At 60.1% G+C, this 22,256-nt stretch carries 23 protein-coding genes and 1 pseudogene; 17 read left to right on the top strand and 7 right to left on the bottom strand.

All coding sequences use genetic code 11. The features are described from left to right. Positions 1–116 precede the first annotated feature (116 nt). Both ACOZK9_RS11875 and ACOZK9_RS11870 read left to right on the top strand, forming a co-directional pair. On the top strand, positions 117–1,541 hold the full coding sequence (locus tag ACOZK9_RS11875) for an aminotransferase-like domain-containing protein (RefSeq protein WP_421555891.1): 1,425 nt from the start codon (positions 117–119) through the stop codon (positions 1,539–1,541). Between the two features lie 62 nt (positions 1,542–1,603). Continuing rightward, positions 1,604–3,172: a phospholipase D family protein gene (locus tag ACOZK9_RS11870; protein ID WP_421555890.1), complete on the top strand. Its 1,569-nt coding sequence runs from the start codon at positions 1,604–1,606 to the stop codon at positions 3,170–3,172. A gap of 191 nt (positions 3,173–3,363) precedes the next feature. Here the strand turns inward: ACOZK9_RS11870 and ACOZK9_RS11865 are convergent, their stop codons facing one another. Continuing rightward, complete coding sequence (locus ACOZK9_RS11865; protein WP_099236670.1) at positions 3,364–4,857, bottom strand: aldehyde dehydrogenase; 1,494 nt, start codon at positions 4,855–4,857, stop codon at positions 3,364–3,366. 229 nt (positions 4,858–5,086) lie between these two features. Between ACOZK9_RS11865 and ACOZK9_RS11860 the strand changes: the two genes are divergently transcribed. Next, on the top strand, positions 5,087–5,449 hold the full coding sequence (locus ACOZK9_RS11860) for a cupin domain-containing protein (RefSeq protein WP_058415709.1): 363 nt from the start codon (positions 5,087–5,089) through the stop codon (positions 5,447–5,449). A gap of 64 nt (positions 5,450–5,513) precedes the next feature. On the opposite strand, the gene rpmG is transcribed toward ACOZK9_RS11860, so the two are convergent. Both rpmG and rpmB read right to left on the bottom strand, forming a co-directional pair. Then, a complete protein-coding gene (gene rpmG / locus ACOZK9_RS11855) occupies positions 5,514–5,669 on the bottom strand; it encodes a 50S ribosomal protein L33 (RefSeq protein ID WP_003176906.1) in 156 nt (51 codons plus the stop codon). Positions 5,670–5,680: 11 nt separating this feature from the next. Continuing rightward, positions 5,681–5,914: a 50S ribosomal protein L28 gene (gene rpmB / locus ACOZK9_RS11850; protein ID WP_003176907.1), complete on the bottom strand. Its 234-nt coding sequence runs from the start codon at positions 5,912–5,914 to the stop codon at positions 5,681–5,683. Positions 5,915–6,372: 458 nt separating this feature from the next. On the opposite strand from rpmB, the gene ACOZK9_RS11845 reads away from it, so the two are divergent. Next, positions 6,373–7,965: an ABC transporter substrate-binding protein gene (locus tag ACOZK9_RS11845; protein WP_421555889.1), complete on the top strand. Its 1,593-nt coding sequence runs from the start codon at positions 6,373–6,375 to the stop codon at positions 7,963–7,965. A 65-nt stretch (positions 7,966–8,030) separates the two neighbouring features. On the opposite strand, the gene radC is transcribed toward ACOZK9_RS11845, so the two are convergent. After that, positions 8,031–8,705, bottom strand: a complete 675-nt coding sequence (gene radC / locus ACOZK9_RS11840; RefSeq protein WP_058415711.1) for a RadC family protein — start codon at positions 8,703–8,705, stop codon at positions 8,031–8,033. 143 nt (positions 8,706–8,848) lie between these two features. On the opposite strand from radC, the gene coaBC reads away from it, so the two are divergent. From coaBC to argB, 5 genes and pseudogenes are all read left to right on the top strand, one after another. Beyond that, positions 8,849–10,057 (top strand): bifunctional phosphopantothenoylcysteine decarboxylase/phosphopantothenate--cysteine ligase CoaBC, encoded by a 1,209-nt coding sequence (gene coaBC / locus ACOZK9_RS11835; protein ID WP_099236667.1) that lies wholly within the window; start codon positions 8,849–8,851, stop codon positions 10,055–10,057. A 5-nt stretch (positions 10,058–10,062) separates the two neighbouring features. Beyond that, positions 10,063–10,518: a dUTP diphosphatase gene (dut, locus tag ACOZK9_RS11830; RefSeq protein ID WP_058415713.1), complete on the top strand. Its 456-nt coding sequence runs from the start codon at positions 10,063–10,065 to the stop codon at positions 10,516–10,518. 68 nt (positions 10,519–10,586) lie between these two features. After that, positions 10,587–10,787 carry a hypothetical protein gene (locus tag ACOZK9_RS11825; RefSeq protein ID WP_421555888.1) on the top strand — a complete coding sequence of 67 codons (201 nt, stop codon included), beginning with the start codon at positions 10,587–10,589 and terminating at the stop codon, positions 10,785–10,787. Beyond that, a pseudogene (locus ACOZK9_RS11820) lies at positions 10,760–12,181 on the top strand (phosphomannomutase/phosphoglucomutase); the annotation flags it as partial. The gene ACOZK9_RS11825 and the pseudogene ACOZK9_RS11820, both read left to right, overlap by 28 nt. Before the next feature lie 19 nt (positions 12,182–12,200). Further along, the gene (argB, locus tag ACOZK9_RS11815; protein ID WP_058415716.1) at positions 12,201–13,106 is read left to right on the top strand and encodes an acetylglutamate kinase; all 906 of its coding nucleotides are present in this window, start codon (positions 12,201–12,203) and stop codon (positions 13,104–13,106) included. A 145-nt stretch (positions 13,107–13,251) separates the two neighbouring features. On the opposite strand, the gene pyrE is transcribed toward argB, so the two are convergent. Next, entirely contained in the window at positions 13,252–13,896 is a 645-nt protein-coding gene (gene pyrE, locus ACOZK9_RS11810; RefSeq protein WP_058415717.1) for an orotate phosphoribosyltransferase, read from the bottom strand. Positions 13,897–13,978: 82 nt separating this feature from the next. Here pyrE and ACOZK9_RS11805 point away from each other — a divergent pair, with 82 nt between their 5' ends. Then, positions 13,979–14,758, top strand: coding sequence for an exodeoxyribonuclease III (locus tag ACOZK9_RS11805; RefSeq protein ID WP_058415718.1), 780 nt, complete (start codon positions 13,979–13,981; stop codon positions 14,756–14,758). Positions 14,759–14,817: 59 nt separating this feature from the next. Here the strand turns inward: ACOZK9_RS11805 and ACOZK9_RS11800 are convergent, their stop codons facing one another. Together ACOZK9_RS11800 and rph are read right to left on the bottom strand one after the other, a co-directional pair. After that, positions 14,818–15,186, bottom strand: a complete 369-nt coding sequence (locus ACOZK9_RS11800; protein ID WP_122249689.1) for a DUF4870 domain-containing protein — start codon at positions 15,184–15,186, stop codon at positions 14,818–14,820. Between the two features lie 22 nt (positions 15,187–15,208). Next, complete coding sequence (gene rph, locus ACOZK9_RS11795; RefSeq protein WP_058415720.1) at positions 15,209–15,931, bottom strand: ribonuclease PH; 723 nt, start codon at positions 15,929–15,931, stop codon at positions 15,209–15,211. Between the two features lie 211 nt (positions 15,932–16,142). On the opposite strand from rph, the gene ACOZK9_RS11790 reads away from it, so the two are divergent. From ACOZK9_RS11790 to ACOZK9_RS11760, 7 genes are all read left to right on the top strand, one after another. Beyond that, complete coding sequence (locus tag ACOZK9_RS11790; RefSeq protein ID WP_058415721.1) at positions 16,143–17,006, top strand: YicC/YloC family endoribonuclease; 864 nt, start codon at positions 16,143–16,145, stop codon at positions 17,004–17,006. Positions 17,007–17,016: 10 nt separating this feature from the next. Beyond that, positions 17,017–17,637 (top strand): guanylate kinase, encoded by a 621-nt coding sequence (gene gmk / locus ACOZK9_RS11785; protein WP_058415722.1) that lies wholly within the window; start codon positions 17,017–17,019, stop codon positions 17,635–17,637. 167 nt (positions 17,638–17,804) lie between these two features. Beyond that, complete coding sequence (gene rpoZ / locus ACOZK9_RS11780; protein WP_003176920.1) at positions 17,805–18,068, top strand: DNA-directed RNA polymerase subunit omega; 264 nt, start codon at positions 17,805–17,807, stop codon at positions 18,066–18,068. Positions 18,069–18,128: 60 nt separating this feature from the next. Then, positions 18,129–20,234: a bifunctional GTP diphosphokinase/guanosine-3',5'-bis pyrophosphate 3'-pyrophosphohydrolase gene (gene spoT / locus ACOZK9_RS11775; protein WP_421555887.1), complete on the top strand. Its 2,106-nt coding sequence runs from the start codon at positions 18,129–18,131 to the stop codon at positions 20,232–20,234. 24 nt (positions 20,235–20,258) lie between these two features. Next, on the top strand, positions 20,259–20,639 hold the full coding sequence (locus ACOZK9_RS11770) for a RidA family protein (RefSeq protein ID WP_003176922.1): 381 nt from the start codon (positions 20,259–20,261) through the stop codon (positions 20,637–20,639). A 56-nt stretch (positions 20,640–20,695) separates the two neighbouring features. Further along, entirely contained in the window at positions 20,696–21,439 is a 744-nt protein-coding gene (locus ACOZK9_RS11765) for a hypothetical protein (RefSeq protein WP_099236659.1), read from the top strand. 74 nt (positions 21,440–21,513) lie between these two features. Beyond that, on the top strand, positions 21,514–22,236 hold the full coding sequence (locus tag ACOZK9_RS11760; protein ID WP_421555886.1) for a hypothetical protein: 723 nt from the start codon (positions 21,514–21,516) through the stop codon (positions 22,234–22,236). The last annotated feature ends 20 nt before the right edge of the window (positions 22,237–22,256 follow it).

Here is a 22,256-nt window from a genome sequence, read left to right as displayed (position 1 = left end):
GGGCAAAACCATTACAGATCCAACATACCTATATTAAATCCATACAGACGCTGCCCATGGTCGGCTGAATCGTGTATTTTCCGCCTATCTGTACTGGTTCTTCAGGAGCTATCGCCATGACCCTCTACGTCAACCTCGCCGAATTATTGGGCACTCGCATCGAACAAGGGTTTTATCGCCCCGGTGATCGCTTGCCCTCTGTGCGGGCGTTGAGTGTGGAACACGGGGTCAGCCTGAGCACCGTGCAACAGGCTTATCGGTTGCTGGAAGACAACGGATTGGCGACGCCCAAGCCCAAGTCCGGCTATTTCGTGCCGGTCGGCCGTGAGCTGCCGGCGCTACCGGAAGTCGGCCGCCCGGCGCAGCGCCCGGTGGAGATCTCACAATGGGACCTGGTGCTGGAACTGATTCGCGCGGTGCCGCGCAAAGACGTCATACAGTTGGGCCGAGGCATGCCGGATGTATTGTCGCCGACCCTGAAACCCCTGTTGCGCAGCCTGGCGCGTGTCAGCCGTCGCCAGGATCTGCCGGGGCTGTATTACGACAACATCCTCGGCTGTATGGAGTTGCGTGAGCAAATTGCGCGACTGTCACTCGATTCGGGGTGCCAACTGACGGCCGACGACATTGTCATCACCACCGGCTGCCACGAGGCGCTTTCCGCCAGCATCCACGCGATTTGCGAGCCGGGCGATATTGTTGCCGTCGACTCGCCGAGCTTCCACGGCGCCATGCAAACCCTCAAGGGCCTGGGCATGAAGGCCCTGGAAATCCCCACCGACCCACTCACCGGTATCAGCCTGGAAGCGCTGGAGCTGGCCCTGGAACAGTGGCCGATCAAGGTCATCCAACTGACGCCCAACTGCAACAACCCGCTGGGCTACATCATGCCGGAGGCGCGCAAGCGTGCGCTGCTGACCCTGGCTCAGCGCTTTGACGTGGCGATTATCGAAGACGATGTGTACGGCGAATTGGCCTACAGCTACCCACGCCCGCGCACGATCAAATCCTTCGACGAAGACGGCCGGGTGCTGCTGTGCAGCTCGTTCTCGAAAACCCTGGCGCCCGGGCTGCGCATTGGCTGGGTAGCGCCGGGGCGTTACCTTGAGCGGGTGCTGCACATGAAATACATCAGCACCGGCTCCACGGCGACACAGCCGCAGATCGCCATCGCCGAGTTTCTTAAAAACGGCCACTTTGAACCGCATTTGCGGCGCATGCGTACCCAGTACCAGCGCAACCGTGACTTGATACTCGACTGGGTCAGCCGCTACTTCCCGGCAGGCACGCGTGCCAGCCGACCGCAGGGCAGTTTTATGCTGTGGGTCGAGTTGCCGGAGGGCTTCGACACCCTCAAGCTCAACCGCGTGCTGGTGGAACAAGGCGTACAAGTGGCGGTGGGCAGTATCTTTTCCGCCTCGGGCAAGTACCGTAATTGCCTGCGCATGAACTACGCCGCCAAGCCCAACGCACAGATCGAAGAGGCTGTGCGCAAGGTCGGCGCAGCGGCGATAAAGATGCTCGCCGAGGTTGCAGACTGACCTTTCCCCGGAATTCGCCGTCATATGCCGACAATCGCCCTGACCCGGAAGCAGCGCCCTTGATGATTCGACGGCTTTTACCGTTTTTCCTGTTGGCAGCACTGGCGCTGGGCGGCTGTGCGACGGTCGATGCACCGCGCATCCCCAGCGACGCGTTGCCCGCGTCGCACTCCTCGTTCGGCCGCTCGATTCAGGCGCAGGCGGCGCCGTATCAAGGGCGCTCGGGCTTTCGCTTGCTGCCCAACAGCAGCGAAGCGTTTATGGCCCGTGCCGAACTGATCCGCAACGCGCAAAGCAGCCTCGACTTGCAGTACTACATCGTCCACGACGGCATCAGCACGCGCATGCTCGTGGACGAACTGCTCAAGGCCGCTGACCGCGGCGTGCGTGTGCGCATCCTGCTGGACGACACCACCAGCGACGGCCTCGATCAGGTCATCGCCACCCTCGCCGCCCATCCCAACATCGAAATTCGCCTGTTCAACCCACTGCACTTGGGCCGCAGCACTGGCGCAACGCGGGCCATGGGCCGTTTGTTCAACCTGTCGCTGCAACACCGGCGCATGCACAACAAGCTGTGGTTGGCGGACAACAGCGTGGCCATTGTTGGCGGGCGCAACCTGGGCGACGAGTATTTCGACGCCGAGCCCAACCTGAACTTCACCGACATCGACATGCTCAGCGTAGGCCCGGTGGCCGAGCAGCTCGGGCACAGTTTTGATCAATACTGGAACAGTGCACTCAGCAAGCCTATCGACGACTTTGTCTCCAGCGCGCCGTCCAGAGGCGACCTCGCCGCTGCACGCGTGCGCCTGCAAACCTCACTGGCGCAAGCACGCCAGCAAAACCACGCCCTGTATAACCGCTTGCGCACCTACCAGACCCAACCACGCATGGGCACCTGGCGCCGCGAGCTGATCTGGGCCTGGAATCAAGCTCTGTGGGATGCACCGAGCAAGGTACTGGCCACCGCAGAGCCGGACCCGCGCCTGCTGCTGACCACCCAACTGGCGCCAGAGCTTGCAGGCGTTAACCATGAGCTGATCATGATTTCGGCGTACTTCGTCCCCGGCCAGCCTGGGCTTGTGTACCTCACCGGGCGTGCCGATGCGGGCGTGTCGGTAAGCTTGCTGACCAACTCCCTGGAAGCCACCGATGTGCCGGCCGTGCACGGTGGTTATGCGCCGTACCGCAAGGCGCTGTTGGAGCACGGGGTGAAGCTTTATGAATTGCGCCGCCAACCCGGCGACCCGAGCGCAGGCAGCGGCCCGCACCTGTTTCGTCGCGGCGCGTTGCACGGCTCGGATTCCAGCCTGCACAGCAAGGCGATGATTTTTGATCGGACGAAGTCGTTTATCGGCTCGTTCAACTTCGACCCGCGCTCGGTGTTATGGAACACCGAGGTCGGTGTGTTGGTGGACAGCCCGGAGTTGGCGGAACACGTGCGCAACCTGGCGCTGCAAGGCATGGCACCGGCCTTGAGCTACCAAGCGAAATTGCAGGACGGCCACGTGGTGTGGGTCACCGAGGACAACGGCCAACTGCACACGCTGAGCCGCGAACCGGGCAACTGGTGGCGCCGGTTCAACGCCTGGTTCGCCACCAGCGTCGGCCTGGAGCGCATGCTCTAGACCCGAATGCAAATCAACTGTGGGAGCCGGGCTTGCTCGCGATGGCATCAACTCGGTGTACCTGATGGTCCGAGGTGCCTGCATCGCGAGCAAGCCCGCTCCCACAAAAGCGCTGTTGATCGCGTTGATCCTGGGAGCTGCCTCCGTTAACCACGAAGGCTGCACAAAGGCTCGCTTCTACTGCGGGATGCTTACAGCTTGATCCAGGTCGACTTCAGCTCGGTGTATTTGTCGAACGCATGCAGCGACTTGTCGCGACCGTTACCCGACTGCTTGAAGCCACCAAACGGTGCCGTCATGTCGCCGCCATCGTATTGGTTGACCCACACGCTGCCAGCACGCAAGGCTTTGGCGGTCAGGTGCGCTTTGGAAATATCCGCCGTCCACACCGCTGCGGCCAGGCCGTATTGGGTGTCGTTGGCGATCTGGATCGCTTCCTCGGCGCTGTCGAAAGTGATCACCGACAAAACCGGGCCGAAGATCTCTTCCTGAGCGATTTTCATGGCATTGGTCACGCCGTCGAAAATCGTCGGCTCAACGTAAGTACCGCCGGTTTCTTCCAGCGTACGTTTACCGCCGGCAACCAGCTTGGCGCCATCGGCGTGGCCGGACTCGATGTACGAAAGCACGGTGTTCATCTGCTGGGTATCCACCAATGCACCAACGTTGGTCGCAGGGTCCAGCGGGTTACCCGGCTTCCAGCCCTTGAGTGCTTCAATCACCAACGGCAGGAATTTATCCTTGATCGACCGCTCCACCAGCAAGCGCGAACCTGCGGTGCAGACTTCACCCTGGTTGAAGGCGATGGCGCTGGCGGCGGATTCGGCCGCAGCTTGCAGGTCCGGCGCATCGGCGAACACGATGTTCGGGCTTTTGCCGCCGGCCTCCAGCCATACGCGCTTCATGTTCGACTCGCCGGAACGGATCAACAGTTGCTTGGCAATTTTGGTGGAGCCGGTGAACACCAGGGTGTCGACGTCCATGTGCACCGCCAGTGCATTGCCCACGGTGTGGCCGTAGCCCGGCAGCACGTTCAACACGCCTTTTGGAATACCGGCCTCAACGGCCAGGGCCGCGATGCGGATGGCAGTCAGCGGGGATTTTTCGGACGGTTTGAGAATCACCGAGTTACCCGTCGACAGCGCAGGGCCGAGCTTCCAGCACGCCATCATCAACGGGAAGTTCCACGGCACGATCGCGCCAACCACACCGACCGGTTCGCGCGTCACCAGGCCCAGTTGGTTGTGCGGCGTGGCCGCGACTTCGTCGTAGATCTTGTCGATGGCTTCGCCGCTCCAGGCCAGGGCGTTGGCAGCGGCTGGAATGTCGATGCCAAGGGAATCGCTGATCGGCTTGCCCATGTCGAGGGTTTCGAGCAGCGCCAGCTCTTGCGCGTTGGCGTTGAGCAGCGCGGCGAAACGGATCATGGTGGCCTTGCGCTTGGCCGGCGCCAGGCGCGACCACACGCCGGAATCAAACGTAGCGCGCGCATTTTCCACCGCGCGCTGAGCGTCGGCGGTGTCACAACTCGCAACGGTGGCCAGCAGGCGACCATCGACCGGGCTGATGCATTCGAACGTGTCACCGGAAACAGCGGCGGTGTATTCGCCGTTGATGTAGGCACGGCCTTCGATCTTCAGATCCTTGGCGCGTTGTTCCCAATCGGCACGGGTCAGGGTGGTCATGCGAGTGTCCTCCTCTCATTGAATACAAGGGCCGGGGATAACCCCGGCAGCCTTTAAAGAATGCTTGCCCGGCCAGCCTGCTGTTCGGCTCGAGGCACTTGCCACCCTAAACCAGCGGCTGGGGGTGTTTCAATATATTTGACATAACGCCCGTAAACGCCCTTGCGATGTTCATTTTAATAAACATAGACTTTGGGCTCTCCTACCGCAGGCCAGACGGGACACGCACATGAGCATCCAGGACATCGTCGACTTCAGCCAAGCCACCACCGCTCCCGAGCGCTACCGCCCTGCTGCCGAGAAAATCCTCAAGGGCGATCCCGAGCAAACGCTCTACAACCACTACAACAGCCCGTGCGGCCAGATGAGCGCCGGCGTTTGGGAAGGTGCGGTCGGGCAGTGGAAGGTCAATTACACCGAGCATGAGTATTGCGAGATTGTGCAGGGTGTTTCTGTACTGCGCGACGCCGAAGGCAACGCCAAGACCTTGCGCGCCGGCGACCGCTTCGTAATACCTGCCGGGTTCAGCGGCACTTGGGAGGTGCTGGAGGCATGCCGCAAGATCTACGTTGTGTTCGAAGAGAAAGCCTGACGAGCAGGCAAAAAAAAGCCCGAATCGTGAGAGACGGGCTTTTTTTCACAAGGAAGAAAACCAATTACTTGATTTTGCCTTCTTTGTAGATCACGTGCTTGCGAACGCGCGGGTCGAACATTTTCTTTTCGAGCTTGTCCGGGGTAGTACGCTTGTTCTTGTCGGTAGTGTAGAAGTGACCAGTACCGGCGCTAGAGATCATTCGAATCAATTCACGCATGATATAGCTCCTTAAATCTTGCCAGCGGCACGAATTTCGGCCAGCACGACAGTGATGCCACGCTTGTCGATGATGCGCATGCCTTTAGCAGATACGCGCAGACGGACAAAACGTTTCTCTTCTTCAACCCAGAAGCGGTGATGCTGCAGGTTTGGCAGGAAACGACGACGGGTTTTGTTATTTGCGTGGGAAATGTTATTCCCAGTCACCGGACCCTTACCGGTAACTTGACATACTCTCGACATGCCTCAGCCCTCTAAAACCACATGCCCAACCCGGCATGGGTTGGCCGCTTAATCTCTCAGTCATTTGGCGCCAGGCGCCGCGTTTCTTTAGGGTCTTACCGGCTACACCTACAAGCGAAGGAACCGGGCCCCTAGAAAAGAGCGCTGCTTTATACCAGAAAGACCCAAGTGCAACAACAGCCCGTAAGTTTTTACCGGCGTAAATCTTGGCGATAGACGCCTGAACCGTTGCCAGGAGGGGCCGCTGTAGCAGCCGACCACTCGTCGCACAGAATGATTTACAGCGCTCGCAGGCACCAGGAAGTGCACGGCGAAACGCGCTGAGGCGCCATCAAAACAGCATTTGAGGCAAAAGCACAGGCAAAAATGGGCTAGTCATTTATCCATCAGACCACTACGGTAGTCTTTTTCCAGACTGCACTTGCAGATGGGCCTTCGATTTGCAAAGGAAACCGAATATGCGTCTCGCTGCCCTACCGCTATTGCTAGCCCCACTGTTTATCGCGTTGCCGGCCTTTGCCGACACCCATTTGACCATTTGCACCGAGGCCAGCCCCGAAGGGTTCGACGTGGTGCAGTACAACTCGCTGACCACCACCAATGCCTCGGCCGACGTATTGATGAACCGCCTGGTGGACTACGATGCCGTCAGCGGCAAATTGGTACCCAGCCTGGCAGACAGCTGGGAAGTTTCGCCGGATGGCCTGACTTACACCTTCAAGCTGCACCCGGCGGTCAAGTTTCACCGTACCGACTACTTCACACCGAGCCGCACGCTCACCGCCGATGACGTGCGGTTCAGCTTTGAACGCATGCTCGACCCGGCCAACCCGTGGCACAAAATCGCCCAGAGCGGCTTCCCCCACGCCCAGTCGCTGCAACTGCCCACATTGATCAAGAAGATCGACGCGCTCGACCCGCTGACCGTGCGGTTCACCCTTGACCACGCAGACTCCACCTTCCTCGCCGCCTTGAGCATGGGCTTTGCTTCAATTTACCCGGCCGAATACGCCGACAAACTGCTCAAGGCCGGCACGCCAGACAAGCTCAACAGCCAGCCGATTGGCACCGGCCCGTTCGTTTTCGTACGTTTCCAAAAAGATGCGGTGGTGCGCTACAAAGCCAACCCGGACTACTTCGCCGGCAAACCCGCTGTGGATAACTTGCTGTTCGCAATTACCACAGACGCCAACGTGCGCCTGCAGAAGCTGCGCCGGGATGAGTGCCAGATCGCCCTGTCACCCAAGCCGCTTGACGTGAGTGAGGCCGAAAAAGACCCTGCGCTGAAGGTGGAAAAAACCGCCGCTTTCATGACTGCATTCGTCGCCATCAACAGCCAGCACCCGCCGCTGGACAAGCCCGAAGTGCGCCAGGCGATCAACCTGGCTTTCGACAAAAACAGCTACCTCAAGGCCGTATTTGAAGGCACCGCAGAAGCGGCCAATGGCGTTTACCCGCCCAATACCTGGAGCTACGCCAAAGACTTGCCGGGTTACCCACAGGACATCGCCAAAGCCAAAGCGCTGCTTGCACGCGCCGGGCTCAAGGACGGCTTCAAAACCACGATCTGGACTCGCCCAACGGGGAGCCTGCTGAACCCCAACCCGAACCTCGGCGCACAATTGTTGCAGGCGGACTTGGCCAAGGTCGGCATTCAGGCGCAGATCCGCGTGATCGAGTGGGGCGAGCTGATTCGTCGCGCCAAGGCCGGCGAGCATGACCTGCTGTTCATGGGCTGGGCGGGCGATAACGGCGACCCGGATAACTTCCTGACCCCGCAGTTCTCCTGCGCGGCAGTCAAATCCGGCACCAACTTCGCTCGCTACTGCGACCCTGCGCTGGACAAGCTGATCAGCGCCGGCAAAACCACCAGCGAGCAAGGCGTGCGCAGCAAGCTGTACCAACAGGCTCAGGCACAAATCCAACAACAGGCATTGTGGCTGCCGTTGGCGCACCCGACCGCGTTTGCCCTGACACGCAAAAATGTCGAGGGTTATCAGGTGAGCCCGTTCGGGCGCCAGGATTTCTCCAAAATCAGCATCAAGCGCTAAGCTGCAAGCTGCAAGCTGCAAGCCCCTTGAAGCTTGCCGCTTAAAGCTTGCTGCTGCTCCCCCTCCTACATCCACCCGTACTCGGCCATCGACAGCGGGTCACCGTCGCCCACGATGATGTGGTCGAGCACCCGCACATCCACCACTTCAAGGGCTTTTTGCAGCAGCCTGGTTAATTTTCGATCAGCGGCGCTGGGCTCTGCATTTCCCGAGGGATGGTTGTGGCACAGGATCAGCGCTGCCGCGTTGTACGCCAGGGCGCGCTTGACCACTTGCCTGGGGTAAACCACGGCGGTGTCGATGGTGCCCTGGAACAACGCCTCAAAGCCCAGAACCCGGTGCTTTGAGTCGAGAAACAAGCAGCCGAAAATTTCGTGGGGCTCATGGCGCAACAACGCCTTGAGGTAATCGCGCACGGCCAGCGGGCTTTCCAGCACCGAGTCATGGCGCAGGCCCTCGGCCATATGCCGTCGGGACATTTCCAACACCGCCTGCAACTGCGCAAACTTCGCCGGCCCCAAGCCCAAATGCTGGCTGAACAGTGTCTGGCTGGACTCCAACAGCGGCCGAAGGCCACCGAATTGCGCTAACACATGGCGCGCCAAGTCGACCGCGCTCATGCCGGACACCCCGGTACGCAGGAAAATCGCCAACAGCTCGGCATCCGACAGGCTCGCCGCGCCCAATTCCAAAAGCTTCTCCCGTGGACGTTCCGTCACAGGCCAATCGCGAATACTCATCCCGCCTCCGTGTGCGTGTGCGCCGCTGTTGCCTGGCGGTCGCTGTGTTATCTTAGGCCCTCTTTTTTGCCTGCGATTTCCCCTGGGGAGGGGGCATCGCAAGCGTCATTGAACTGGCATCACTGAACTGGAAAGGCAAACCAATGCAGCGTCTGTATCGGAAACGCATCGTTCTCGGCGTCGGCGGCGGCATTGCCGCCTACAAGAGCGCAGAGCTGGTTCGCAGGCTCCTCGACCAAGGCGCCGAAGTGCGCGTCGTCATGACCCGTGGTGGCAGTGAGTTCATCACCCCACTGACCATGCAGGCCTTGTCCGGCCACCCGGTTCACCTCGACCTTCTGGACCCGGCGGCCGAAGCTGCCATGGGCCATATCGAGCTGGCCAAATGGGCAGACCTGGTACTGATCGCCCCCGCCACCGCCGACCTGATCGCCCGCCTGGCGCAAGGCATCGCCGATGACCTGCTGACCACACTGGTGCTGGCAACCGATGCCACCGTCGCCATTGCGCCGGCCATGAACCAGGCCATGTGGCGCGACCCTGCCACCCAAGCCAACACCCAACTCCTGCAAAGCCGTGGCCTGCAAGTGTTCGGGCCGGCCTCCGGCAGCCAAGCCTGCGGCGATGTCGGCATGGGCCGTATGCTCGAAGCCACCGACCTGGCGTTGTGCGCCGCCGGTTGCTTCCAGCACCTGGCCCTCACCGGCAAGCACGTGCTGATCACTGCCGGCCCGACTCAGGAAAACATCGACCCGGTGCGCTACATCACCAACCATAGCTCAGGGAAAATGGGCTTTGCCTTGGCGGAAGCCGCGGTTGAGGCAGGCGCACGCGTCACCTTGATCACCGGCCCGGTGCATTTGCCGACCCCCGATCGGGTCACCCGAATCGACGTAGTCAGCGCCCGCGACATGCTGGCGGCCTGCGAGGCAGCGATTCCCTGCGACGTGTTTATCGCCTCGGCAGCGGTTGCGGACTACCGCCCGGAAGTCGTTGCCCCGCAAAAGCTAAAGAAAGACCCTACGAGCGGCGACGGCCTGCTCCTGCAAATGGTGCGCAACCCAGACATCCTGGCCACTATCGCCACCCGTGCGGACCGCCCGTTCAGTGTCGGCTTTGCCGCCGAGACCGAGCACCTGCTGGACTACGCCGCTCGCAAACTGAAAGACAAAAACCTCGACCTGATCGTTGCCAATGATGTCGCCAACCCGAGCATCGGCTTCAACAGCGAGGAAAACGCCTGCAGCGTGATCGACCGTCAGCTGCACGCCACCGTTTTCGCCCAGACCAGCAAGGGCAAAATTGCCCGCCAACTGATCTCATTTATCGCCCAACGGCTGAACCAGGTTTAATTTACATGCACGCTTTGCAAGCCAAGATCCTCGACCCCCGCATTGGTACCGAATTCCCGCTGCCGGCCTACGCCACTCCTGGCTCCGCCGGCCTGGACCTGCGCGCCATGCTCAAGCAGGACACCGTGCTTGAGCCAGGCCAAACCCTGCTGATTCCGACCGGCCTGTCGATCTACGTTGGCGACCCGGGCCTTGCCGCATTGATCCTGCCGCGCTCCGGGCTGGGCCACAAACACGGCATCGTGCTGGGCAACCTCGTCGGCCTGATCGACTCCGATTACCAGGGCGAGCTGATGGTGTCGTGCTGGAACCGTGGCCAAACAGCTTTCAACATCGCCGTGGGCGAGCGCATCGCCCAGCTGGTGCTGGTGCCGGTGGTGCAGGCGCAGTTCGAATTGGTGCAGGAGTTCGACGAAACTCAGCGCGGCGCGGGTGGTTTTGGGCATTCCGGCAGCCACTGACTAAGCTGAATCAGGCCGGGCAGCCTTGTCCGGCCCGATACGACCCCAGGGCATTTTCAGGATGAAGAATGCGCGAACCTAATCAGCGAGATTTTCCCATTGGAATCAGTGTATTACGTGATTCCAAAGGCAAGGCCAGCACGCCGATGGCACTTTTGCACCACGAACTCTCTGCCGAAAACGTCGTCATAACCTTCAGTTTGAGCCCGCCGGTCAGCCATATTCAGGCCAGCTTTACCCCCTTCAAATGGAGTTTCCCCCCGCGATGAGTACCGCAGCCCGAGTAGCCCCGACATTCCCCGACAGCATTTTTCGCGCTTACGACATTCGTGGTGTCGTGCCCAAAACCCTGACCGCCGAAACCGCTTACTGGATCGGCCGCGCGATTGGCTCCCAGAGCCTCGCCCAGGGCGAGCCCAACGTCTCGGTAGGCCGTGATGGCCGCTTGTCCGGCCCTGAGCTGGTCGAGCAACTGATTCAGGGCCTGGCCGACAGCGGCTGCCATGTCAGCGACGTCGGCCTGGTGCCGACGCCGGCGCTGTACTACGCAGCCAACGTACTGGCCGGCAAGTCCGGCGTGATGTTGACCGGCAGTCATAACCCGTCGGACTACAACGGCTTCAAAATCGTCATCGCCGGTGACACCTTGGCCAACGAACAAATCCAGGCGCTGCACACTCGCCTGAAGACCAACGACCTGACCACCGGCGCAGGCAGCATCACCAAGGTCGACATTCTTCAGCGCTACTCTGATGAAATCACCGGCGACGTGAAACTCGCGCGGCGCCTGAAAGTGGTGGTGGACTGCGGCAACGGCGCGGCCGGGGTGATTGCCCCGCAACTGCTTGAAGCCCTGAATTGCGAAGTGATCCCGCTGTTCTGCGACGTAGACGGCAACTTCCCCAACCACCACCCGGACCCAGGCAAGCCCGAGAACCTGGTAGACCTGATCGCCAAGGTCAAGGAAACCGGCGCTGACGTCGGCCTGGCCTTTGACGGCGACGGCGACCGCGTTGGCGTGGTAACCGAAACCGGCGAGATCGTGTTCCCGGACCGCCTGCTGATGCTGTTTGCGCGTGACGTGGTGGCACGCAACCCGGGCGCCGAAATCATTTTCGACGTTAAATGCACCCGCCGCCTGACCCCACTGATCAAGGAATACGGCGGTCGCCCACTAATGTGGAAGACTGGCCACTCGTTGATCAAAAAGAAAATGAAGGAAACCGGCGCGCTGTTGGCGGGTGAAATGAGCGGCCACGTGTTCTTCAAGGAGCGTTGGTTCGGCTTCGACGATGGCATTTACAGCGCCGCCCGCTTGCTGGAGATCCTCAGCAAAGAAAAATCTACCTGCGACGCGCTGTTTCAGACGTTTCCGAATGATATTTCTACGCCAGAGATCAATATCCATGTGACCGAGGAGAGCAAATTCAGCATCATTGACGCACTGCACGATGCGCAATGGGGCGAAGGCGCCAACCTGACCACCATTGATGGTGTGCGAGTCGATTACGCCAAAGGCTGGGGCCTGGTTCGCGCGTCCAACACCACACCGGTGCTGGTGCTGCGTTTCGAGGCGGATACCGAGGCTGAGTTGCAGCGCATCAAGGACGTGTTCCACGCCCAGTTGAAACGTGTTGCCCCTGATCTCCAATTACCGTTCTGATTTTTTACCGGAGCCCTGAATGACCCTCGAACGCGAAGCCGCTGCCAACACCGCCAAGGTCCTTTCCGAAGCGTTGCCCTATATTCGACGCTACGTCGGCAAGACGCTGGTGATCAAGTACGGCGGCAATGCGATGGAAAGCGACGAGCTGAAAACCGGCTTTGCCCGCGACATCGTGTTGATGAAAGCCGTCGGGATCAACCCGGTGGTGGTGCACGGTGGCGGCCCGCAAATCGGCGACCTGCTCAAGCGTTTGTCGATCGAGAGTCACTTCATCGATGGCATGCGCGTCACTGACGCGCAAACCATGGACGTGGTGGAGATGGTCCTCGGCGGCCAGGTCAACAAAGACATCGTTAACCTGATCAACCGTCATGGCGGCAGCGCCATCGGCCTGACCGGCAAGGACGCGGAGCTGATTCGCGCAAAAAAACTGACGGTCACCCGTCAGACGCCGGAAATGACCCAGCCGGAAATCATCGACATCGGCCAAGTGGGCGAAGTGACCGGTATCAACACCGACTTGCTCAACCTGCTGGTGAAAGGCGACTTTATTCCGGTGATCGCGCCGATCGGCGTGGGTGCCAACGGCGAGTCCTACAACATCAACGCCGACCTGGTGGCGGGCAAGGTGGCTGAAGCGCTGAAAGCTGAAAAGCTGATGCTGCTGACCAACATCGCAGGCCTGATGGACAAGGAAGGCAAGGTGTTGACCGGCTTGACCACCCAACAGGTGGATGAGTTGATCGCCGACGGCACCATCTACGGCGGCATGCTGCCGAAGATCCGTTGCGCGCTGGAAGCGGTGCAAGGCGGCGTGGGCAGCTCGCTGATCCTGGATGGCCGTGTGCCGAATGCGATTTTGCTGGAAATCTTCACCGATACGGGTGTGGGCACGCTGATCAGTAACCGCAAGCGGCCTTAAACGGCGAAAACATTGGTACGCAGTCCAAGTGTGGGAGCGGGCTTGCTCGCGAATGCGGAGTATCAGTCACTGGATATGTTTCTGAACCACCGCATTCGCGAGCAAGCCCGCTCCCACACAAGCCCGCTCCCACATGGGTTCGGTGTCAGACGCCGAATTGCTCGCGGTACGCCTTAACCGCCGGCAGATGCTGCTTGAGCTGCGGGTCATCTTCGAGGAACTGCAACACCTGGTTCAACGACACGATGCTCACCACCGGAATGCCGAAATCACGCTCCACTTCCTGGATCGCCGACAACTCACCGTTGCCGCGCTCTTGGCGGTTGAGTGCGATCAACACGCCGGCCGCTTTGGCGCCGTCCTGGGAAGCGATGATCTGCATCACCTCACGGATGGCAGTGCCGGCCGTGATCACGTCGTCGATAATCAGCACCTGGCCTTCAAGTGGCGCGCCAACCAGGCTGCCGCCTTCGCCATGCGCCTTGGCCTCTTTGCGGTTGAAACACCACGGCAGGTCTTGCCCGTGATGCTCGGCCAACGCCACAGCCGTAGTAGCCGCCAAAGGGATGCCCTTGTAGGCTGGACCGAACAGCACGTCGAAGGAAATACCGCTTTCAACGATGGCTGCCGCGTAGAAACGACCCAGCTGAGCCAGGGCCGAACCCGAGTTGAACAAGCCTGCATTGAAGAAGTACGGGCTGGTGCGCCCGGACTTCAGAGTGAACTCACCGAAGCGCAAAACGCCGCGATCGATGGCAAAACGAATGAAATCGCGTTGATACGCCTGCATGAAAAAAGCCTCAGATACCACGGATTTAGCTAATTAGGTAGACGGCGTGTATCATACACGCACGCGATTTTTGGGGCCATTTATGCGGATCATCAGTGTGAACGTCAATGGTATTCAGGCTGCAGTCGAGCGTGGTTTGCTCAGTTGGCTGCAAGCACAGAATGCCGACGTCATCTGCCTGCAGGACACCCGCGCCTCCGCCTTTGAACTGGACGACCCAGCCTTCCAACTGGATGGCTACTTCCTTTATGCCTGCGATGCCGAAGTGCCCACCCAAGGTGGCGTGGCTTTGTACTCGCGGTTGCAACCCAAGGCGGTCATCAGCGGCCTCGGCTTCGAGACAGCCGACCGCTACGGGCGCTACCTGCAAGCCGATTTCGATAAGGTCAGCATCGCGACCTTGCTGCTTCCTTCGGGGCAGAACGGCGATGAAGACTTGAACCAGAAGTTCAAGCTAATGGACGATTTCGCCCGTTATCTGGATAAACAGCGGCGCAAACGTCGCGAGTACATCTATTGTGGCTCGCTCTACGTGGCGCAACAGAAGCTGGATATCAAGAACTGGCGCGACAGCCAGCAATCCCCGGGCTTCCTGGCGCCGGAACGGGCCTGGATGGACGAGATTGTCGGCAACATGGGTTATGTAGACGCCCTGCGCGAAGTCAGCCGTGAAGGCGACCAGTACAGCTGGTGGCCGGATAACGAACAGGCCGAGATGCTCAACCTGGGCTGGCGTTTCGATTACCAGTTGCTGACGCCGGGCCTGCGCCGCTTTGTTCGCGCCGCACGCCTGCCGCGTCAGCCGCGCTTCTCGCAGCACGCGCCGCTGATCGTGGACTACGACTGGACATTGACCATCTGAGGTCTTTAACCAGGCACAAAAAAACCGACATCGCTGTCGGTTTTTTTGTGGGCGCTGGATTACTTGATCAGGCGCCAGACCCACGGATAGCGATAAGCGATGCCGTTGTTGGCCTTGATGCCCGCAATGATCGTCAGCACCAGCGCCACGACCACCAGGATCAACATCAACAGAAAGCCGATCACCACGAACCCCAGCACCATGCAAACCAGCCAGGCGATGGCCACGGTGATCTGAAAATTCAGCGCTTCCTTGCCCTGATCATCGATAAGCGGGTCCATGTCCTTTTTGATTTGCCACAGGATCAGCGGCCCCAACAAGCTGCCGAAGGGGAATACCAACCCCAGAAACCCCGCAAAGTGACACAACATCGCCCACTGACGTACTTCCTTGGACGGTGCTGGAACCGGTAATGGGCTGTCACTCATGGCGCTTCTCCTTGAAGCCTGTTCAGTCAGCCAGTGCGGCGTTCTGCAGTTCGAAAATTTCGGTCATGCCCTTCTGGGCCAGGGCCAACATGGCGTTCAGGTCGGCAGGCTGGAATGGCGCGCCTTCGGCGGTGCCCTGCACTTCGATGAAACCACCGGTGTTGGTCATCACTACGTTCAGGTCGGTCTCGGCAGCCGAGTCTTCCAGGTAGTCGAGGTCGAGCACTGGCTCGCCCTGGTACATGCCGACCGACACCGCAGCGATCATTTGCTTGAGCGGGTCACCGCCTTTCAGGCCGCCACGCTTCTTGATCACTTTCAGCGCGTCAATCAGGGCCACCATGGCGCCGGTGATGGAGGCGGTGCGGGTGCCGCCGTCAGCCTGGATAACGTCGCAATCGACGTACAGGGTCACGTCGCCCAGCTTGGACATGTCCAATGCTGCGCGCAGCGAACGGCCGATCAAACGCTGGATTTCGAGGGTGCGGCCGCCTTGCTTGCCACGGCTGGCTTCACGCTGGTTACGCTCGCCAGTGGCGCGCGGCAGCATACCGTACTCGGCCGTCAACCAACCCTGGCCCTGGCCTTTGAGAAAACGCGGCACGCCGTTTTCAACGCTGACGGTGCAGATAACCTTGGTATCGCCAAACTCGACCAGTACAGATCCCTCGGCGTGTTTGGTGTAGTTGCGGGTGATGCGGATCGAGCGGAGCTGATCGGCAGCGCGACCACTTGGACGTTTCATAGGGGATACCTGTACGGAGGACAAAAACTGCCGAACATTATAGAGCCGCGAACCGTTTCGGGGCACTTCTAAAAATTCGGTTACGAATTCGGCCCGGCGCCATTGTTTGGGCGCGCTCGCCGCACTGCGCTACAATCCTGCGCCTTCGCAGCCTGTCGGCTTCAATTTACTCATCAGCCCGCATTGGCGGGCTGCATCGCGAGGTACTTCCATGGTGCACAGCATGACCGCCTTCGCCCGCGTCGAAAAAGCCGGCGCCCAAGGCACCTTGAGCTGGGAGTTGCGCTCGGTCAACAGCCGTTACCTGGAGCCGCACCTGCGCTTGCCAGAGTCGTTCCGCGACCTCGAAGGCGCCGTGCGTGAAGCGCTGCGCCAGGGCATCTCGCGTGGCAAGCTGGAATGCACGCTGCGCTTTACCGAGGAAACCACCGGCAAACCGCTGCAGGTGGACCGCGACCGCGCCGCGCAACTGGTCGCCGCCGCCGAAACCATCGCCGGCCTGATCAAGCAGCCTGCCGCGCTGAACCCGCTTGAAGTGCTGGCCTGGCCCGGCGTACTGGTGGCCGACGCCAGCGACCCGCAAGCCCTCAATGCCGAAGCCCTCGCCCTGTTCACTCAGGGTTTGAAGGAACTCAAGGCCGGCCGCGAGCGCGAAGGCGCCGAACTGGCCCGCCTGATCAGCGAACGCCTGACCTCAATCGAAGAAGACGTAGTGACCCTGCGCGAACTGGTGCCGCAAATGCTCGCGACCCAACGCCAGAAAGTTCTCGACCGTTTTACCGACATGAAGGCCGACCTTGACCCGGTGCGCCTGGAGCAGGAAATGGTGCTGCTGGCGCAAAAGAGTGATGTCGCAGAAGAACTCGACCGCCTCAGCACGCATATTCTTGAAGTGCGCCGCGTGCTCAAGTCCGGCGGCGCCGCCGGTCGGCGCCTGGACTTCCTGATGCAGGAACTCAACCGCGAAGCCAATACACTCGGCTCCAAAGCCTTTGACCCGCGCAGCACCACGGCAGCGGTCAACCTTAAAGTGTTGATCGAACAGATGCGCGAACAAGTACAGAATATTGAGTAAGGCACCTTCCATGACCCACAGCACCGGCACCCTATACATCATTTCTGCCCCTTCGGGCGCGGGCAAGAGCAGCCTGGTCAAAGCCTTGACCGACGCTGACGAACACATCCGCATTTCGGTCTCGCACACCACTCGCGCCATGCGCCCGGGCGAGGTGGACGGTGTGCACTACCATTTCGTCGAGCGCACCGAGTTCGTCAAAATGATCGAGCACGGTGACTTCCTGGAGCGCGCCGAAGTATTCGGCAACCTCTACGGCACCTCGCAAAGCCACCTGCAGCAAACGCTGGACGAAGGCCACGACCTGATTCTGGAAATTGACTGGCAGGGCGCCGAGCAAGTGCGCCAGCTGATGCCCAAGGCGCGCTCGATCTTCATTCTGCCGCCATCGCTGGAAGCTTTGCACCAGCGCCTGACCAACCGTGGCCAGGACAGCGACGAGATCATCGAAGGCCGCATGCGTGAAGCCGTCAGCGAAATGAGCCACTACGTCGACTACGACTACCTGATCATCAACGACGATTTTGCCCATGCGCTGGATGATTTAAAGGCAATTTTCCGTACCAATCAGCTCCAGCAAAAGCGTCAACAGCAGCGTTTCGGCAAATTACTGGCTGAATTGCTCGGTTGATTGGCGCTTCCCAAAACCGCTGCAAGGGCTTTACATTGGCACTTGTAGCGGTTTTGCGAATGCCTGCCAAAAATCAGCGCTTCCCTAAACGCTGGTGATTTTTTAAACTGTTTAGTCCGCTCGCCCAACCGGGCAGCGCGCATCTTGCATTCGCTCCGAGGAATACCATGGCCCGCGTAACCGTTGAAGACTGCCTAGAACACGTGGATAACCGCTTTGAGCTGGTCATGCTCTCTACCAAGCGTGCCCGTCAATTGGCCACTGGCGGCAAAGAGCCGCTGGTCCAGTGGGAAAACGACAAGCCTACCGTGGTAGCGCTGCGTGAAATCGCTGAAGGCCTGATGAGCTACGAGTTCATCGCCAACGCCGAAATCGTTGAAGACGAACCGCTGTTTGCAGCGTTCGAGGACGAGTCCAACGAGGCCGTCTAAGCCTATGCCTGGTCGACGTAGCACGGCGCAGTGTCAACGCCCGCGGCAGGAGTTAATACTTTGCCGAGCATAGACGCCCTCGCCGATCGCTTATCGACCTACCTCGGCACAGACCAGGTCAACCTGGTCCGCCGAGCGTATTTCTACGCCGAACAAGCCCACGACGGCCAACGCCGCCGCAGTGGCGAGGCGTATGTCACGCATCCTCTTGCCGTGGCAAATATTCTTGCCGACATGCACATGGACCATCAAAGCCTGATGGCCGCGATGCTGCATGACGTGATCGAAGACACCGGCATTGCCAAGGAAGCGCTCAGTGCGCAATTTGGCGAAACCGTGGCCGAACTGGTCGACGGGGTCAGCAAACTGACCCAGATGAACTTCGAGACCAAGGCCGAAGCCCAGGCGGAAAACTTCCAGAAAATGGCCATGGCCATGGCCCGAGACATTCGGGTGATTCTGGTCAAGCTGGCCGACCGACTGCACAACATGCGCACGCTGGAAGTGCTGTCCGGCGAAAAACGCCGGCGCATCGCCAAGGAAACCCTGGAAATCTACGCGCCCATCGCCAACCGGCTGGGCATGCACGCCATTCGTATTGAATTCGAAGACCTCGGCTTCAAGGCCATGCATCCGATGCGCTCGGCGCGCATCTATCAGGCGGTCAAGCGCGCACGTGGCAACCGCAAGGAAATCGTCAACAAAATCGAAGAGTCGCTGAGCCACTGCCTGGCGATCGACGAAATTGAAGGCGAAGTCAGCGGCCGGCAGAAACACATTTACGGCATCTACAAAAAGATGCGCGGCAAGCGCCGGGCCTTCAACGAGATCATGGACGTGTACGCGTTCCGCATCATCGTCGACAAGGTTGATACCTGTTACCGCGTACTTGGCGCTGTACATAATTTGTACAAACCCCTGCCCGGCCGCTTCAAAGACTACATCGCAATTCCCAAGGCCAACGGCTATCAATCGCTGCATACCACGCTGTTCGGTATGCATGGCGTGCCGATCGAGATTCAGATCCGCACGCGCGAAATGGAAGAGATGGCCAATAACGGCATCGCCGCGCATTGGCTGTACAAATCCAGCGGTGACGAACAGCCGAAAGGCACGCATGCCCGCGCTCGCCAATGGGTCAAAGGCGTGCTCGAGATGCAGCAGCGGGCCGGCAACTCCCTGGAATTTATCGAAAGCGTGAAGATCGACCTGTTCCCGGACGAGGTCTACGTGTTCACGCCCAAAGGCCGCATCATGGAGCTGCCAAAAGGCTCCACGGCGGTCGACTTTGCCTACGCGGTGCACACCGACGTGGGTAACAGTTGCATCGCCTGCCGCATCAACCGGCGTCTCGCGCCGCTGTCCGAACCTCTGCAAAGCGGCTCCACGGTCGAGATCGTCAGCGCACCGGGCGCGCGCCCCAACCCGGCCTGGCTGAACTTTGTGGTCACCGGCAAGGCGCGCACGCATATCCGTCACGCGCTGAAACTTCAACGCCGCTCCGAATCCATCAGCCTCGGCGAACGCCTGCTGAACAAGGTACTCAACGGTTTCGACAGCGCGCTGGAAAAAATCCCGACTGAGCGCGTGCAAGCGATGCTCCACGAGTATCGTCAGGAAACCATCGAAGACCTGCTGGAAGATATTGGCCTGGGCAACCGCATGGCGTACGTGGTGGCGCGCCGGCTGCTCGGCGAAGGCGAACAACTGCCAAGCCCCGAAGGCCCGTTGGCGATTCGCGGCACCGAAGGCCTGGTACTCAGCTACGCCAAGTGCTGTACGCCGATACCGGGTGACCCGATTGTCGGCCACTTGTCAGCGGGCAAAGGCATGGTCGTGCACTTGGACAACTGCCGCAATATCACCGAAATCCGCCACAACCCCGAGAAATGCATTCAGCTGTCGTGGGCCAAGGATGTGACCGGCGAGTTCAACGTCGAGCTGCGGGTGGAGCTGGAACACCAGCGCGGCCTGATCGCCTTGCTGGCCAGCAGCGTCAACGCGGCCGACGGCAACATCGAGAAAATCAGCATGGACGAGCGCGATGGCCGCATCAGCGTGGTCCAGCTGGTTGTCAGCGTGCACGACCGCGTGCACCTGGCCCGCGTGATCAAGAAGCTGCGCGCGTTGACCGGGGTCATCCGCATCACCCGCATGCGTGCATAACCCACTCATTACAAGGAGTCATACATGACCAAGACCGTTATCACCAGCGACAAGGCCCCAGCCGCTATCGGTACGTATTCCCAGGCCATCAAGGCGGGCAACACCGTGTACATGTCCGGGCAGATCCCGCTGGACCCAAAAACCATGGAACTGGTTGAAGGCTTTGAAGCACAAACTGTACAAGTCTTCGAAAACCTCAAGTCGGTTGCCGAAGCCGCCGGCGGTTCGTTCAAGGACATCGTCAAGCTGAACATCTTCCTCACCGACCTGAGCCATTTCGCCAAGGTTAACGAGATCATGGGCAAGTACTTCGAACAGCCGTACCCAGCCCGCGCCGCCATTGGCGTTGCTGCCCTGCCAAAGGGTGCGCAGGTTGAGATGGATGCGATTCTGGTCATCGAGTAAAACACCCGGCGCAGCCTTCACAGGCTGCGCCGACTTCGTTTCAGAAGGATTTCGTCATGCGCAAAGCGCTTATAGCCTTGTCAACGCTGGCCCTGGTGCTCGGCGGCTGCGCCAGCAACCCCGCCGACCTGGACGTGAGCGGAACCTGGGTCAACCAGGCCGCCATCAATGCGGCAGCCAAGGGCGGCCCTTTGCGTGAAGCCCTGCAAACCTTCGGCCCCAACCTTGAGTGGCAGATCAACCCCAAGGCTGCGCAGGCGCGCTACTACAACGGTTTTGAAGTAGCCGAAGGCAAGTTGCTCGGCGAGAAGTCCGGCGCCTGGAGCGTCGAGTTTTACGGCAGCTCCGCCACCGAACTCAAGCGCAAAGGCAAACAACTGTTGCAGTCGGCGAATGACAATGAGCCTGAGCAACTGTTCGCCCGCGCCAAAGACCCGGCCCCGGAAGGCGCGCCATTGGGCGCCAACTTCGAGCGGGCGCTGTATGCGGCCTATATGGGCGGCGATTGGAAGATTACCGATGGCAACGGTGACGGCGCCACGGTGCAGTTTCAGCCCGACGGCAAGGTTGCCGGCTTGCCGGGCGTCGATCGCTACTCGCTGTGCCTTGCGGGCGACTGCGCCTCAATGAGCGGCGGCTATGACAGCATCTGGCTGCAGCTGAACGGCCAGGGCAACCCGTGGATCTTCGCCCGCAAAGGCAAGCAACTGGAAATCTTCCAGGCGGTGAATACTGCGCAAGCGGATGAAGGCCCCCAGTTCACACCCGGCCCTCGCCAGTGGTTGCTGGAAAAACAGTGATACAAAGCAAAGGAGCCTACAGGCTCCTTTTTCTTTAGTCTGCGCCATGGTTTTTCGCCCTTGAGAGCTGGCCCATGCGCTTGTTTTTAACCCTCGGTTTATTGCTGCTGGCCGGCTGTACCCACCCGCCGCAGACGCCCGACATCAACGGTCTCTGGATCAATCAGGCGCTCATTGATGAAGCCGCACAAGGTCGGCCACTGAACACCAGCGGCGCCAACCTGGAGTGGAGCATCAACACTCGCACCGGCAAGGCGCAAATGAGCAACGCCTTCGAACTGGGCGAAGGTCAATTGCGGCAAACGTCCCCGACAGCCTGGACCGTTGATTACAACGGCTACGGCACGGATACGCTGCGCGTTAACGGCGAGCGGTTAGTGCAACTCGCAACGGATCACAACCCGCAGCAGGTGTTCAGCCGCCCGGCGAATGCCGCCAGAACAGGCGAACGGCAAAGCGACACGTTCAGGCACGCGCTATACGCGGCCTACATGGCCGGCCCATGGAAAATCATTGAAGGCCCTGGTACGGGCGACACCGTAATATTCGCGGCGGATGGCGGTGTGTCGGGCTTTCCCCGGTACGACCAGTACGAACTATGCCTGGGTGGAGACTGCAGCTCTCAAGGCGCAGGCAATGACACTCTCTCTTTATACAAAGGCAATAAGGCTGACGGATGGATTTTCGTCCGTCGGGGACAGCGGCTTGACCTTTTCCATCAGATCAACCTGTCGCGGCCGGATGAAATTCCCGAGCTGACTCCCGGCCCACGCCAGTGGGTGCTGGAAAAACAGTGATAAAAAGGAGCCCGTGGGCT

This window comes from Pseudomonas kitaguniensis, from assembly GCF_049199985.1.
Lineage (GTDB): Bacteria > Pseudomonadota > Gammaproteobacteria > Pseudomonadales > Pseudomonadaceae > Aquipseudomonas > Aquipseudomonas kitaguniensis.
This window is presented reverse-complemented; position numbering and strand designations above follow the sequence as displayed.

Coding starts and splice junctions, on each gene's coding strand:
- ACOZK9_RS11875 (WP_421555891.1), top strand. CDS start 117: ATGACCCTCTACGTCAACCTCGCCGAATTATTGGGCACTCGCATCGAA.
- ACOZK9_RS11870 (WP_421555890.1), top strand. CDS start 1,604: ATGATTCGACGGCTTTTACCGTTTTTCCTGTTGGCAGCACTGGCGCTG.
- ACOZK9_RS11865 (WP_099236670.1), bottom strand. CDS start 4,857: ATGACCACCCTGACCCGTGCCGATTGGGAACAACGCGCCAAGGATCTG.
- ACOZK9_RS11860 (WP_058415709.1), top strand. CDS start 5,087: ATGAGCATCCAGGACATCGTCGACTTCAGCCAAGCCACCACCGCTCCC.
- rpmG (WP_003176906.1), bottom strand. CDS start 5,669: ATGCGTGAATTGATTCGAATGATCTCTAGCGCCGGTACTGGTCACTTC.
- rpmB (WP_003176907.1), bottom strand. CDS start 5,914: ATGTCGAGAGTATGTCAAGTTACCGGTAAGGGTCCGGTGACTGGGAAT.
- ACOZK9_RS11845 (WP_421555889.1), top strand. CDS start 6,373: ATGCGTCTCGCTGCCCTACCGCTATTGCTAGCCCCACTGTTTATCGCG.
- radC (WP_058415711.1), bottom strand. CDS start 8,705: ATGAGTATTCGCGATTGGCCTGTGACGGAACGTCCACGGGAGAAGCTT.
- coaBC (WP_099236667.1), top strand. CDS start 8,849: ATGCAGCGTCTGTATCGGAAACGCATCGTTCTCGGCGTCGGCGGCGGC.
- dut (WP_058415713.1), top strand. CDS start 10,063: ATGCACGCTTTGCAAGCCAAGATCCTCGACCCCCGCATTGGTACCGAA.
- ACOZK9_RS11825 (WP_421555888.1), top strand. CDS start 10,587: ATGCGCGAACCTAATCAGCGAGATTTTCCCATTGGAATCAGTGTATTA.
- argB (WP_058415716.1), top strand. CDS start 12,201: ATGACCCTCGAACGCGAAGCCGCTGCCAACACCGCCAAGGTCCTTTCC.
- pyrE (WP_058415717.1), bottom strand. CDS start 13,896: ATGCAGGCGTATCAACGCGATTTCATTCGTTTTGCCATCGATCGCGGC.
- ACOZK9_RS11805 (WP_058415718.1), top strand. CDS start 13,979: ATGCGGATCATCAGTGTGAACGTCAATGGTATTCAGGCTGCAGTCGAG.
- ACOZK9_RS11800 (WP_122249689.1), bottom strand. CDS start 15,186: ATGAGTGACAGCCCATTACCGGTTCCAGCACCGTCCAAGGAAGTACGT.
- rph (WP_058415720.1), bottom strand. CDS start 15,931: ATGAAACGTCCAAGTGGTCGCGCTGCCGATCAGCTCCGCTCGATCCGC.
- ACOZK9_RS11790 (WP_058415721.1), top strand. CDS start 16,143: ATGGTGCACAGCATGACCGCCTTCGCCCGCGTCGAAAAAGCCGGCGCC.
- gmk (WP_058415722.1), top strand. CDS start 17,017: ATGACCCACAGCACCGGCACCCTATACATCATTTCTGCCCCTTCGGGC.
- rpoZ (WP_003176920.1), top strand. CDS start 17,805: ATGGCCCGCGTAACCGTTGAAGACTGCCTAGAACACGTGGATAACCGC.
- ACOZK9_RS11770 (WP_003176922.1), top strand. CDS start 20,259: ATGACCAAGACCGTTATCACCAGCGACAAGGCCCCAGCCGCTATCGGT.
- ACOZK9_RS11765 (WP_099236659.1), top strand. CDS start 20,696: ATGCGCAAAGCGCTTATAGCCTTGTCAACGCTGGCCCTGGTGCTCGGC.
- ACOZK9_RS11760 (WP_421555886.1), top strand. CDS start 21,514: ATGCGCTTGTTTTTAACCCTCGGTTTATTGCTGCTGGCCGGCTGTACC.